Origin of the sequence: Aeromonas sp. MdU4, from assembly GCF_041929505.1 — a bacterium.
Taxonomy (GTDB): domain Bacteria; phylum Pseudomonadota; class Gammaproteobacteria; order Enterobacterales; family Aeromonadaceae; genus Aeromonas.
In genome coordinates this window covers 92,926-106,662 of record NZ_JBHFMW010000031.1, presented here as the reverse complement: position 1 = coordinate 106,662, position 13,737 = coordinate 92,926, and the positions used below count along the sequence as shown (strand labels likewise).

The window sequence follows — 13,737 nt, the reverse complement described above, 5'->3', positions numbered from 1 at the left end:
CACACCACTCAAGCAGGTCGGGTTCGTTAGCTGAACGCCACACATTCCGCACATACCGCATCCTGCACAAACAGAGTGGTGTGCCTGCAAACGGCCGTCAATCCTCACCCTGGCTCGTTGACACAAGAGTCAAAAGAACCAGATCAGAAAACGCTCATTGAGTTTCAATTGAAGATTCAATACATTGATTTCGCTTCGGAATAAAATAAAAATCAAGGATTATCAATGAACAAGACTCTCATTGCCGGCTCGTTAGCCGGGCTTTTCTGCCTGCCCGTCTGGGCCGCCCAAGTTCCTGCCGGTACCATATTGTTACCAGAATCCCAACAAACCTACGTGACCAATATCAACAACGAACCCACCGCTATCGACCCGCAACTGGTAGAAGAGAATGCGGGGGGGACCATCGTCAACGACCTGTTTGAAGGGCTCTATGTGCTGGATGGCAACGGCAAGATCCAGCCTGCCGGTGCCATCAGTTACGAGCTCGACCAAACCGGTACCATCTACACCTTCAAACTAAGGCCAGAAGCCAAATGGTCGAACGGCGAGCCGGTCACTGCCGCCGACTATGTCTATGGCTGGCAACGGGCCGCCGATCCCAAGACCGCCTCCAACTACGCCTGGTTTATCGAACTGATGGGGGTCGCCAATGCGGGCGAGGTGATCAAGGGCCAGAAAAGCCCGAATGAACTCGGGGTAAAGGCGCTGGATGACCACACCCTGCAGGTGACCCTGAAACAACCCGTCCCCTTCTTCCTGAAAACCCTGGCCCACTACACCACCTTCCCCGCCCCCAAAGCCACCATCGAGAAATATGGCAAGGAGTGGGTCAAACCGGGACATATCGTCTCTAACGGTGCCTTTGTGCTCAAGGAGTGGACCCCCAACGAGCGCCTGATGACTGAGCGCAACGCTCACTACTGGGATAACCAGCACACGGTCATCAATAAGGTGATCTATCTGGAAGTCGCCTCTGATACCGCCGCCTACAACCGCTATCGTACCGGTGAGCTGATGCATACTTCCTACCCGCTGGAGCAGTATCAGCATATCAAAAGCACGCTCCCTGAAGAGCTGGTGAATATCCCGCTCCTGGCCAGTTACTACTATGTGTTCAATACCCAGCGCAAACCGTTCGACGATGTCAGAGTGCGCAAGGCACTGTCACTGGCTATCGATCGGGAGACCATTACCGACAAGATCCTGGGTCAGGGGCAAATTGCCGCTTACAGCTTCACGCCACCGATCGTCGATGGTTTTGATCTCAAAAAACCAGCCAGTCAGTTAATGAGCAAGGAGGAGCGGCTCAACCAGGCCAAAGCACTGCTGGCTGACGCCGGTTATGGCCCGGACAAGCCACTGGAAGTGGATATTCTCTACAACACCAGCGAGTCGAACAAGAAAGTTGCGCTGGCCATCTCCTCCATGTGGAAACACAACCTGGGTGTCACCGCCAAGCTCAACAACATGGAGTGGAAAACCATGGTTTCTACCTTCAACGCAGGGGATTTTGAGGTCAGCCGCTACACGTGGCTCGCTGATTACAACGACGCCTCCGCCTTCCTCGATATTCTGACCTCCGGCAACAGCGCCAACAACGGCAAATGGTTCAACAAGGAGTACGACGCCCTGCTCGCCAAAGCCCATGACTCGCTCAATGCCGCCGAACGAAATAGCCTCTATCAGCAAGCCGAACAGCTGATGGATCAGGAGGCACCTATCGCCCCCCTCTATTTCCTGGTCAAATCAAAATTGCTCAAGCCGTACGTCAAAGGCTACCCCTATCACGACCCACAAACGATCGTTTACAGCCGTGATCTCTATCTGGTTGCCCACTAACCTGTCGCGCACCACCTGACCATAAACAAGCGCCTGCATTGTTGCAGGCGCTTTGTCATTTTCTGCCAACGGGCCACCCCGCTCAATTACTCATCCGGACACACGGCCAGCAGTCGGCGGCGACCAATCACTACCGGGCGCACCAACAGCTGTGCCAGCAACACGCCAAGCAGGGTCAAGCCGCCACCAATAAGGTGATAGCTGGTCAGCCGCTCACCCAGCAAGGTGATAGCCAGACCCGCCGTCATGACCGGCAGCAGATTCATGAAAATAGCGGTACGGTTGGCGCCGAGCAGGGTGATCCCCTGCATCCAGAGCCAGGGACAGAGTGCCGATGCGGGGATCCCCGCATAGAAGATCAGCCAGAGCGCACGCGCCTCGGGCAATTGACCATCCACCAGCCAATAGAAGGGGGTCAGGATCACCACACTGCAGAGCACCTGGCCGTAGAGCAACGACCAGTTGTCCAACCCCAGATCCCACTTCCTGAGCAACACGCTGTAGAGCGCATAGGTGCCCGCCGAGAGCAGCATATAGACAGAGCCGATGTGAATGCCCTGGGTAAATAGCCGGGCTGGATCCCCCTGCCCCAGCAAAATAGCGAGACCAACAATGGAGAGCAGCGCTCCCAGCACCGCCCCCCAAGTGGGCCGTTCACGCAACAGCCAGATACTGAACAGAACGGTCAAGAGCGGCGTCAATCCCATCATCAACCCCATCTCGGTCGCCCCCAGAGTTTGCGCCGCGTAGTAACCAAAGGTCTGGTTGAGCACCATACCAAGCAAAGCCAGCAGCGCAATCTGCCACAGACCGGCACGCAGACGCACACGCTCGCGCCATAACCGGCGCGCGAGAAACGGGCTCAACACCAGCGCCGCCACCACCCAGCGGGACCAGGCGAACGCTGCGGGCGACAAGACGCCAACCGCCAGTTTGCTGACGATGCCATTGCCAGCCCAGATGGCAATGCAGGAGAAAGGGAACAGAAAAGCGAGAGGCATGGACGCATCCAGAGTCACGGAACGGCAACAAGGAGCCAGTATAGGGGTCGACCGGAGAGAAACAAAGAGATCAACCTAACAGCAGAGCAGCATTGGTCAGAAACAAATATGCCCGCAACAGTGCGGGCATATCAGTGCAGAAACACGTTCAGAAGCGCATCATGCGGCATCCATGTGCAGCCTGGAGATCATCTCGTTGACCTCCGTGACCGTCTGACGATGGGGAATATCCGCCGGGCTCGGCATCAATAACAAACCGGATTGGAAATCAAACCGCCCGCGACCATGGATGTAAATCCGACCTTTAAAAAAGGTTTTAACGTGCTTTGCCACCATCAGTGGCAGGTACTTCTTGAACACTCTCATCGTTTGCAACCTCTTGCAGTTGTATCCGTATGACAGCAGCTTCTGCGAAATAATTCCGTTAACTAACTATAAAAATCCGGAAAATTCGCCCGTCTCTTCCCAAAAAATTCATTCTATAACTTTTTATTAACTTTTAGCCTATTGTATGCGGCCCTTCGAGCCAGAGCAAGGCACCTTTGCCGTTGTGCCACTCGATACAAGCGATGCCTGAAGTGGCAAACATCGGCGCCCCTGCGGCCGGACAGAGACTCTGTACCAGATAACCCACCAGCGGCAGATGACTCACCATCAGGATCTGCTCATGCTGCTCGGCCAGGGTGGTCAGGTAGCTGGCGACAAACGCGGGATCACCATAAGGAGTAATGTCGCCACTCTCTTCTACGACAGCTGCGTCAGGTAACTCACTGCATATGGCTTGCCATGTCTGACGCGCCCGCAAGTAGTTACTGTGGATCACCCGATCCAGCGGGCCGCTCAACTGAGGCGCCAACCAGCGAGCCATCAGCAGTGACTCGTCAATACCCTGCTCGGTCAATGGACGCTGTTCATCGGTTTTCGCATTCATGCCAGCCTGGCCATGACGCATGATATAGATCTTCATTACAACCTCGCCCAACGGGCCTGTTTTGATAGCCGGGGGATCTTACCCCGCTACGGGTGTGGAAACAATTGCGCTACCTCTCAGAAAAGGGTTTGCCTCACTGGGTAGCGGGGTCGATAATCATGTTTAAATTCAAATAAATCCAACGTGAGTCACACGCCAATGAGCCCATATGCCAGTCCCAACGACCATCGGCAATACCATTTTCTGGAGCTGGCCAACCGGCTCAGGGTCTTGTTGATTTGTGATCCCGAAACCGATAAATCCGCCGCTTCTCTGGCGGTCAATACCGGCCATTTTGACGATCCGGCCGACCGGCAGGGGATGGCGCACTTTCTCGAACACATGCTGTTTCTCGGCACCAGCACCTACCCCAAGCCTGGTGAATACCAGCAATTTATGAGCCGACATGGCGGCAGCAACAACGCCTGGACCGGCACCGAGTTCACCAACTTCTTTTTCGAGATAGACAACGGCTTCTTCGAGGCGGGACTGGATCGTTTCGCCCAGTTTTTCATTTGCCCCACCTTCGATCCGGAGTGGGTCGACAAGGAGCGCAACGCGGTCGACTCCGAGTACCGCCTCAAGCTGCAGGACGATGTACGCCGCAGCTATCAGGTACATAAAGAGACGGTCAACCCGGCGCACCCCTTCGCCAAATTCTCGGTCGGCAACCTCGATACCCTGGCCGATCTGCCGGGACGGGATCTGCGCTCCGACCTCATCAACTTCTACGAGAGCCACTACAGCGCGGATCGCATGGCGCTGGTGATGATGTCCCCTGCCGACATCGATACCCAGTTGCAGTGGTGCTGTCGCTACTTCGCTCCCATTTTGAATCGCAATTTGGGAATACCGACTCTCGAGATGCCACTCTACCGGCTCGATGATCTCGGCATCCGCATCCAGATCAAACCGGTCAAGGAGACCCGCAAGCTCTCGCTCAGCTTCCCGCTGCCCAATGTGGACGAGTTCTACGACAAAAAGCCCCTCACCTTCCTGAGCCACCTGATCGGCTACGAAGGGGATGGCAGCCTGCTCTCACTGCTCAAAGCGAAAGGCTGGGTCAACCAGCTCTCGGCAGGCGGTGGCATCAGCGGCGCCAACTTCAAGGATTTTGGCGTCAACTTCGGCCTCACGCCGCTCGGCCTGGCGCATGTGGACGACATCCTCGCCGCCCTGTTTGGCTATTTGAAACTGATTGGTCGCGAAGGGCTGCAAAGCTGGCGTTATGACGAAAAACGCACCGTGCTCGAATCGGCGTTTCGCTTTCAGGAGCGGGGCCGCCCGCTCGATACCGTCTCCGGGCTGGTGCTCAACCTCTTTAACTACAAGGCAGAGGATCTGCTCTACGGCGATTACATGATGCGGGAATATGACGAGGGGCTGATCCGCCGCTTCCTCGCCAAGCTCACCCCGCACAACCTGCGCATCACCATTACGGCGCCGGAAGTGACGACCGATCGACTGGCTCGCTGGTATCAAACCCCCTACAGCGTGGCGACCATCACCGAAAGCGAGAAGATCCGCTGGCAGCAGAGTGAACCGGATCCGGCGCTGGCGCTGCCCAAGCCCAACCCCTTTATCAGCAGCCGACTCGATCCGCGCACGCCCGAGATCCCGGCCGAGATGCCCGCGTGTCTGATCGACCGCCCCGGCTTTCGCCTCTGGCACCTCCATGAGCACCTGTTCAGCGTGCCCAAGGGCAATCTCTACATCTCCATCGACAGCGAACATGCGGTGAAAAATCCCCGCAATATCGCCATGGCGCGCCTCGCCGTGGAGCTCTTGGCCGACCACCTCAACGCCCTCACCTACCCGGCGGAGCTGGCGGGGCTGGGCTACCAGATCTATGCCCATCAGGGGGGCTTTACCATCAACCTGAGCGGCTTTGCCGACAAGCAGCCGCTCTTGCTCGACATGATCCTCGGCAACCGCACTCTGGGTTATCCGGATCCGGGCCGCTTTAGCGAAATCAAGGAAGCGCTGATCCGCAACTGGGACAACCAGTCCAAGGCACGCCCGATTTCCCAGCTGTTTAACCAGCTCACCAGCCTGCTGCAGCCCAACAACCCGCCGTTCGAGCAGCTGCTACGCCACCTGCGCACGGTCGAGCTGGACGAGATGCCCGCCTTTGTCACCCAGCTGTTTGCTGAAGTGCATGTGGAGGCGCTGGTTCATGGCGACTGGACCGCAGCCGACGCCATGGCGCTGGCAGCTCTGATGGAGCGCCACCTGAGCAACATCAATGGCACCAGCAGCAAGCCGAGTGGCGAGACCCGCCGTCCGCTCATCTCGATCCAGGACAGAGGCACCCTTATTCGCGAACAGGGCTGCGATCACGAAGACTCGGCCCTGCTGGTCTACTACCAGTCCCGCACCACCCGGGCGCGGGATCTCGCCTGCTTCACCCTGGCCAACCACATCATGTCCTCCACCTTCTTTCACGAGCTGCGCACCCGCCAGCAACTGGGCTATGTGGTGGGGGCTGGCAACCTGCCCCTCAATCGCCATCCCGGTCTCATTTTCTATATCCAGTCGCCGGTGGCAGGGCCGCAGATCCTGCTCGATGCGGTGGAGGAGTTTATCGATATCTTCCCGCTGGCCATGCTCGAATTCACCGAGCAGCAGTGGCAGGAGAGCAAAGCGGGGCTGCAGGCCCAACTCAGCGAGCGCGACGCCAATCTGCGCAGTCGCGGCCAGCGACTGTGGGTCAGCATCGGCAACAAGGATCTGGGGTTCGATCAACGGGAACGGGTCTGCGAAGAGGTGGGCAAGTTGAGCCGCGCCGATCTGGTGCGCTTTATCACCCAGCTGCGCTCGCGCACCTCCGATCGGCTGATCCTCTGCAGCTATGGTCTGGGGCACGAACATGACGAGCGGATCACCGGCCAGTTTATCGATGATCCACGCGCATTCCGGCTCAATGCCGCCACCTTCGAGGCCTGATAGGGCCTCGTTCTCCCCCGTTTTTCCCTTTCCGCGCCAAATCGCAGGCAATAAAAAGCCGACCCATCAGGGTCGGCTGGAAAAACCATAACAATTGCGACCAAAGCCGCCAAAAGTGAACATGAGCGTGAAAATCAGACACTGAGTTGCAGATCAGCAAGCGCGGTATCCCCTGCGCTCGCTGGACAATGCCAACAGTGATTGAGAAACAGCCACATCTTAGGCATCCCCCCCGAAAATCACGTTGATCTACATCAAAGGAGGTAGCGAAGAGTCTACCTGGCCATCCATTTCCCTCGCTGGCTCACCCGTGACCACCCGACTCGCAGCCCTTAACCACGGCGAACCAGCCGGTAAGCCACCTCATCAAAATAGGAGAGCTGGCCCGCCAGCACCTTGGGATTATCCTGCTCGGCGGCACGTCCCAGCACCTCGATGCGAAAATCGCGCTCAAACAGGGCCCGCACCTCCATCTCACTCACCGAGAAGGGGGGCTGAATTTGCTGCTCCGGCTGATACTCGAGGGTCACCAGCAGGATCTGGCCGCCCGTCTCCACCAGCTTGCTCAGCAGCGCCGCATATTGGCGGCGCATCGCCGTTGGCAGGGCAATCAGCGCCGCCCGATCATAGACCAGCCGATAGCGACGACCGAGCTCGGGAGCGGCGAAGAAATCCCCCTCAAAGATACGCAGTGTATCGACCTGATGACACTGATAGGGGCCCACGTCACTCACCGCCGCGCTCAGGTTGTTTTCCCTGAAAAAGCTGGTGATAGCGACGGAGGAGAGCTCGAAGCCATCGACCGGATGACCCTGACCACTCAGCCAGAGCATGTCGCGCGACTTGCCGCACAGGGGCACCAGCACCGGCTCGTCCGGCTGCTGCGCCGACCACCAGGATTGCAGCCAGCGGTTGAAATCTGCCTGATGAAAGCCAATGCGATTCTCTTCCCAACGCTGATGCCAAAAAGCCGCTTCCATCCTCATTCCCCATTGCTTACTAAAAGATGCCTCAATATCACAACTTAACCGGCACCACGCAACCCTCTGCCCCACCCTTTTTATCGGGCGGGACTTCGCCGCGCCATCCGTGGCCACAAGCCGCCCCGTTTGGCACCTTTATGGCGCGCAGGGGGCCGCAAATCCATGCCAAAGCGTCATGGGTTGTCGATGATTAATGAGCAAAAAGATTGGATTTGGCAGGCCAAAGTGGACCTGCCACACCCGAAATGGTCACAACAGTGCGCTGCGCACCGCCGCAAGCTGACGGCCGATCTCGGCAAAAGCGGGCCGCTCGGCAGGCACTTCCGAGAGACAGGCCGCACTGAGGGAGTGCAGAGCGGCAAGGTGCGCGTTCCGGGCATCGCAGCGTGCCAGCAGCTCCTCCAGCAGACAGCCAAAGGCGCGCACCTCCAACCGCTCCAGCCCCACGGCCCGCTCGCGGTTGGTGCGGTCATACAAAGAGGCCGCACCAAAATCCCCGAGCAGGGCGCGAGCCGGAGCGTCAGGGCCACGGGCAAACAGAATATTGTGGCCGTAGAGATCCCCGTGCATGATGCCCGCGCGGTGCAGATGGCCCGCCACCGAGGCGATACCGTGGGCCATCGCCAGCGCATCTTGCACACTCAGGCGCAACCCATCTGGATAGACATCCCGGGTGCAGGAGGCCAGGCTCGGCGGCCCGGCCAGATTGGCAAAGGCCGGATCGATCAGCTCCATCACCAGCGCCGCAATGCCGGAGGGGTGATCCGCCACCTTGCCCACCACCTTGATAAGGTTCGGATGAGAGCCCGCCGCCAGCGACGCCGCCATCTCGCAATGAGGCAAGCCATCGCTGGTCACCGCCCCCTTGAACAGCTTGACCGCCACCGGTTCCGGCGCAGTAGCCGCCCCCGCTTGAGGCGCGTCATTGCCAATCGTCGCGCGATAGATCACCCCGGAAGCCCCCTGCCCCAGCAACTCGCCCAGCTCCAGCTCACGCCAGCTCAGAGTCACGACATGGGCATCGTCGATGGCGCGCGCCGCCTCCCCTTCGCTAAAGGGGTTGCCGGAGTAAGCAAGCCAGGCGAGGCGCGGCAGCGTCAGCAGCCACTCGGGGAAGCGCTCGATGCGGTTGGCGGCGATGCGCAGCAGCTCCAGATTGCGGCAGTTGGCAAGGCTCGCGGGCAGCTCGCGCAGGCGGTTGCCCGCCAGCATCAGCTTTTGCAGGGCGTCGCACTGGCCCAATTCATCGGGCAACTGCTGCACCGCGTTGTCGGTCAGGATCAACCAGCGCAACCCCGCAGGCAGCGCGTTGGCCGAGACGGTAGCAATCCGGTTGGCCTTAAAACCCACCATGGTGAGCGCAGGGCAGCGCCCCAGCACCTCGGGCAGCTCGGTAAAGCGGTTCTCGGAGCAGAAGATGATGCGCAGTTTGCCAAACCCGGCCAACTCGTCCGGCAGTGCGCTCAGCTGGTTGCCGGTCAAATCCAGCACCTCCAGCGTCTCTTTCAGGCTCAGGATCTCGGGTGGGAAAACCGCGAGGTTTTCAGAGAGCTTCAGATGGCGGGCACCGCACAGTTCACCCGCGCGCAGCTGTTCCAGAGTATGCATAACCGTTTCTCAATCCTGATGATCTGCCTGATGGCACAGCGACCATCAACGCGCGCCGAACCCGGGTCCGGCGATTTGAAGGGGGGCATTATAAAGAATTCGGGGCGCAGATCGCCCCTTTTGTTGCTTTGGCGAGGCATGGCGAGCAACACTGCACCAGCAGATTGACGAAGAGACGTAGGGTGCAATAAGTGCAGCGCATTGCACCATTTGCAAAGCGGCTTTGTGGCAAGGTTTGAGGAAAAAAAGTAGAGGTGCAATTTCATTGCACCCTACGGACTTGAAACAGATAGTTTTTATTCAAACCGCTGCTCGTATTCCATATCCTCCCGCTGCTCTCGTTCTTTCTGGCGCTCAATTAGCTGAACCAAGTTTGTAGAGACTGTTTGAGCCGCAGTCGAAATATCTGCTCTTTCATGTTCAACCAACTTACGAATTGCCTTCGCTCTGGACTGCATGACTTCGGCTCGACTGCCAGACCAAGATAAAGGAGTAACACGCTCGGCGAAAGTCTCCAAGACGACAACAGGATCCGACGAGGCTTCAAGTAGCCTAAGCGCAGACTCTGACATCTGTCCCCCTTCCGCTTCTTCACTTGGTTCCCACAGGTTAATACTCCATGCGATAGAGACCCACACATTGGTATCGTTTCTTGCTCGACACCACGTGATTAACTGGTCCACATTAATCTTGGCGAGGGGTGATTGTCGGTATCCACTATGGCAAACAAAAAACTGTCGTCTTTCCTGTTGTTCTGCACTGCCTTCAAAAACACGATTGAGAAATTCCACAGGCATCAATGCAGCGGTCGTATCGATGGCACTTTCGCACGAATTAACGTAGCCATAGTGTTGGTCAACAACCACAAAAATTGCGTCCAACCACTCCTGCTTTTCGGCGTCATTGCCACCATAACGCAATACAGCATTGATGACGCACTCCATGTTGTAGCCTCTTGTACCACCTAGGTCGTTGTGATCTTTTGGCAAATTTAAAATTGCGGCCCTAAGACCTATCTGACGAAAATCGGGCCCCAACGTATCCACCATCACATCTTTGTCATGAAGGCGCATGCTTAGTGCCTCCAGCACCACATCACTGCCGCCAGGTTTACTCAGGAGTCGCATTGCAAGCTCGAGGATTCTCGCTCTTGGCAAGGATGCATACTCATCTCGCCATAAGATTGGTTCATACATATTTGGGTCAATATCAGGGGCATCCAGAAGCATCATGCAACGTTCCAGATCAAATTCTGTAAATTTTCCCCAAGGATGCAAATAGACCAACGCATGCCGGAGTACAGGATGCTGGGCACAAAAATCGAGTAATTCCTGCACCAATACTGATTCAACTGCGTCTACTTCTTTGATAAAACCACCAAAGACAGCAAAATTTATACCTACCCAGGGCAAGGGTTCCAGTTGTTTGACAAGTTGCTGCCAGCCTGCTCGTAAATCATGCCCCCCCTTAGCTAATCCTCTTCCGAATGCATAGATATTAGGCATCCAACCATTTGAAAACAGGTTTGGCCCCAGCTCATCAAGTTTATGGCCTGATATCGCAAACTCCTCACCTAATTGCAGCGCCTTGTCTTCAAGCCGTTTTCTAGCTTCAGAATATTTATTTGTGTCATACCGATCACAATGGGTATCCAGTGCCCAATAATCTTGCCCCTTGCTAAAAACATAAGTAAGGATTGCCGGAATCAAGTCATGGGGTTCTAGCTCTTTTTCCAAAGCGGCAAGATTATCTGGTATGGACTCAACATTATTCGCGTTTTTACGCTCGGTATGATCGAAATAGATCGTAGAGCGGACGGCTTTCCAACCATCTCCCCAAGGGCGATGTGCATGTAATGTGCGGGCAGCGTCAATAAGCTTTTCCCTTATTGCTTGCTGACTCCACATCCCTCGAAATGTATTCGCCATAATCTGCCGTGCGGGAACTTCAAGAGCAGGATTGCCAGAAATGCCCAATTGTAGGGCCTTATCGATAAAAGTACTGCGCCACTCAACAAGCTCATCATGACTGGGGTGAAGTCCATAGTCTCTCGGACGAGCACCAAACGCATTAATTCCAAAGCCCGTACAGCGATCTTCTAAAGCTGTTGCAAGCATCTTGAAGCCCAACGCTATACGTCTAGGAACATCCGATGAAAAACATTCATTCATAATAGCAATGCGTTGTTCTAAAGTAGCGTGTGTGCCGGACAAATATGCTTGGAAGAAGTTTGTTATCTGCTTTATCAGCGAGTTATTACTATCGATATCCTTCTCATAATCAGCCACATGAATAAGAAGCCTAATACAGCGTTCGAATGCTCTCGATTCATATGCTAATAACTGCAAAAGATTAATCATTGTTGCTGTATGTAGATTATCACTCGTTGCATTGTCTTGAATATCAAACGTAGTCAACACCGTTTCGATCCTATCTAGCAGAGCTTCCGGCGCAACTGGCGCGATATAATTCAGCATTCTTTCAGATATATCGTTTAATTCGGTTAACCGTCCCAACAGTCCATCAGGCTGAAGCCAACATTCCACAATTTCTTTCGCCATTGGATGATCATGCAACAACCCTAACCTATGCGCGAAAGACATGAGTAAGCGTTGACGACCGGCTGTTTCAAAGGTCACCCTGAGTTGATCAACTGGAATGCTATCAAGTGCTAATGCAGCCAACCTGTTGGCAATAGCATGAGGCAAAATAGCCCGCCAATGAGCCCTCTTCTGTACAATATGGCGTTCTGACAACTTGCTTGTTGCTCGGAACAACTGGCTTACGGAATACCCCGAGATAGCTCCCAATACCTCAAGTTCGTTTTGACCTTCCTCAGCTGATAAGACCGAAAATGAATAAACCAGAGACAATATTTCGGCCTGCTCCCGTAGACCATCATCAGGATTGTTTCGCTGTTCGAATAAACGGTTAAATATCTGTGCATCTGAAAGCAGGGCCAGACTTTCACCTACCTCAACTCTCTCGGCAATAGCCAAAGAAACTCGTGCATTACCATCAGAAAACTCTGCTATTCGGCGGGCGTTATTTCGACCAATATCAGGAAAGCGACGAAAAAGAAGCTGTTCAGCAACCTCTGGCCCAACAGTCTCTATATGAATAACTTCTGTAAATTGCGGTCTATCACCTTCTTTAATGTCATATTCAACTGTGATAAGTCTCACCTGCGAGCCGTTTGCCGTCACTTTACTGGCCAAGAGGGTATGCAATTCAGAAGGACAATTATCGAGGATCATAATGGCCCGTCGCCCCTCTGCGATCAGTCGATCCAGCATTGCTGTAGCAGAGGGATCCGGGCTTTCTCCAGTATCAACATAAACTGCGATAGTCCGATCCAGCGCATCTGTTCCGACCGTTTCATCGAAAAGTGCTTGTACGATTCGGGTTTTCCCAACACCGGATAATCCCGTGATGCGAACCGCTTTATTGGTTGAGCGAATCAGCTCACGCATTGGACCAATAGCGTCCTGAATGGCTAGCTTTTGCCCCTTTTCCGATGGCAGATTAATTGTCACCCCTGGTGCTGAAATCAAGGTATCTACTGACCCCTGAGGTGGATTGCTCCAAGCACCATATGGCTGCCACCCAGAATATCCCTGACCAAGTATGCTTTTTGCCCAGAGCATGACTGACGGGTGCTGTCGCAACCATTGCACCAATTTCGAGCGGTCGTAAAAATCCAAGTGAATATTAGAGTAGCTAGGATCATCCGCTACTGCATACTGCATTGCTTGGAGGCGGTCCTCTTTCATAGGAGGAGAGCAATTATCACCCAAGCTGACTATGATATAACTCCCTCCCTTTGCCGCTTGCTTAGAGATCGTCGGCGATAATGCCCCATCAGTGGTCATTTCTGAGGTTATCGCAGCCCTCGGCATTGGATACTTTTTGGCTTGAAAGATCGTATCAGGTCTTTCAATAAAGCCAGTGCTCATTTGCTCGACCGGTACTTTAACGTGCACATCGATACCGCCGTCGGGGGCATTTATAGAGCCTGACCAGTGTACATAAGCAGGACTATGCCCGTTGACTGAAATTTCCGCTTCGGCAAGACGCGCTATTAACTCTTCAAGCTGGGTATCAGAGAGCCGGAGTAATTCGTCTTTCTCAATATCAAAAATCGCCACGATGCCCTCTGATGCTTCCGAGTTAGAAGGTCACTATGTTATTCACATACAAATCCATAATCTACTTGTACAGGAAGTGGTGTGACCTATATCGGAAGGTGATGGCATTTCGAACAAAAAAATATCTATCCACGTCAACAATCGTGTGAGTTTCATTCCTTCACTGTTTCAGTGTCCGAACAAAATTGACATGCAAACTCTAGAAGTAAGAAAGACGCCATAAGGCGTCTTTCTTATCA

General features: G+C 54.8%; 8 protein-coding genes. 2 read left to right on the top strand and 6 right to left on the bottom strand.

What is annotated here, in order from left to right; genetic code table 11:
- Positions 1–225 precede the first annotated feature (225 nt).
- A complete protein-coding gene (locus ACE1BR_RS18905) occupies positions 226–1,842 on the top strand; it encodes a peptide ABC transporter substrate-binding protein (RefSeq protein ID WP_374873007.1) in 1,617 nt (538 codons plus the stop codon).
- Between the two features lie 86 nt (positions 1,843–1,928).
- On the opposite strand, the gene ACE1BR_RS18900 is transcribed toward ACE1BR_RS18905, so the two are convergent.
- The 3 genes from ACE1BR_RS18900 to sixA form a co-directional block, all read right to left on the bottom strand.
- A complete protein-coding gene (locus ACE1BR_RS18900; protein WP_374873005.1) occupies positions 1,929–2,843 on the bottom strand; it encodes a DMT family transporter in 915 nt (304 codons plus the stop codon).
- Between the two features lie 159 nt (positions 2,844–3,002).
- Positions 3,003–3,209, bottom strand: a complete 207-nt coding sequence (locus tag ACE1BR_RS18895) for a DUF1107 domain-containing protein (protein WP_374873003.1) — start codon at positions 3,207–3,209, stop codon at positions 3,003–3,005.
- Between the two features lie 133 nt (positions 3,210–3,342).
- Complete coding sequence (sixA, locus tag ACE1BR_RS18890; protein WP_374873001.1) at positions 3,343–3,810, bottom strand: phosphohistidine phosphatase SixA; 468 nt, start codon at positions 3,808–3,810, stop codon at positions 3,343–3,345.
- A gap of 162 nt (positions 3,811–3,972) precedes the next feature.
- Here sixA and ACE1BR_RS18885 point away from each other — a divergent pair, with 162 nt between their 5' ends.
- Positions 3,973–6,759 carry an insulinase family protein gene (locus tag ACE1BR_RS18885; protein ID WP_374872999.1) on the top strand — a complete coding sequence of 929 codons (2,787 nt, stop codon included), beginning with the start codon at positions 3,973–3,975 and terminating at the stop codon, positions 6,757–6,759.
- A gap of 332 nt (positions 6,760–7,091) precedes the next feature.
- Here ACE1BR_RS18885 and ACE1BR_RS18880 read toward each other — a convergent pair whose 3' ends face one another.
- From ACE1BR_RS18880 to ACE1BR_RS18870, 3 genes are all read right to left on the bottom strand, one after another.
- Positions 7,092–7,739: a thiopurine S-methyltransferase gene (locus ACE1BR_RS18880; protein ID WP_374872997.1), complete on the bottom strand. Its 648-nt coding sequence runs from the start codon at positions 7,737–7,739 to the stop codon at positions 7,092–7,094.
- A 252-nt stretch (positions 7,740–7,991) separates the two neighbouring features.
- Entirely contained in the window at positions 7,992–9,350 is a 1,359-nt protein-coding gene (locus ACE1BR_RS18875) for a leucine-rich repeat-containing protein kinase family protein (RefSeq protein WP_374872995.1), read from the bottom strand.
- A gap of 296 nt (positions 9,351–9,646) precedes the next feature.
- On the bottom strand, positions 9,647–13,498 hold the full coding sequence (locus ACE1BR_RS18870) for a hypothetical protein (protein WP_374872993.1): 3,852 nt from the start codon (positions 13,496–13,498) through the stop codon (positions 9,647–9,649).
- Positions 13,499–13,737 lie beyond the last annotated feature (239 nt).

What these genes read in the sequence shown, in the direction of transcription:
- sixA (WP_374873001.1), bottom strand. Translation starts at nt 3,810, where the DNA reads ATGAAGATCTATATCATGCGTCATGGCCAGGCTGGCATGAATGCGAAA.
- ACE1BR_RS18900 (WP_374873005.1), bottom strand. Translation starts at nt 2,843, where the DNA reads ATGCCTCTCGCTTTTCTGTTCCCTTTCTCCTGCATTGCCATCTGGGCT.
- ACE1BR_RS18905 (WP_374873007.1), top strand. Translation starts at nt 226, where the DNA reads ATGAACAAGACTCTCATTGCCGGCTCGTTAGCCGGGCTTTTCTGCCTG.
- ACE1BR_RS18895 (WP_374873003.1), bottom strand. Translation starts at nt 3,209, where the DNA reads ATGAGAGTGTTCAAGAAGTACCTGCCACTGATGGTGGCAAAGCACGTT.
- ACE1BR_RS18880 (WP_374872997.1), bottom strand. Translation starts at nt 7,739, where the DNA reads ATGGAAGCGGCTTTTTGGCATCAGCGTTGGGAAGAGAATCGCATTGGC.
- ACE1BR_RS18885 (WP_374872999.1), top strand. Translation starts at nt 3,973, where the DNA reads ATGAGCCCATATGCCAGTCCCAACGACCATCGGCAATACCATTTTCTG.
- ACE1BR_RS18875 (WP_374872995.1), bottom strand. Translation starts at nt 9,350, where the DNA reads ATGCATACTCTGGAACAGCTGCGCGCGGGTGAACTGTGCGGTGCCCGC.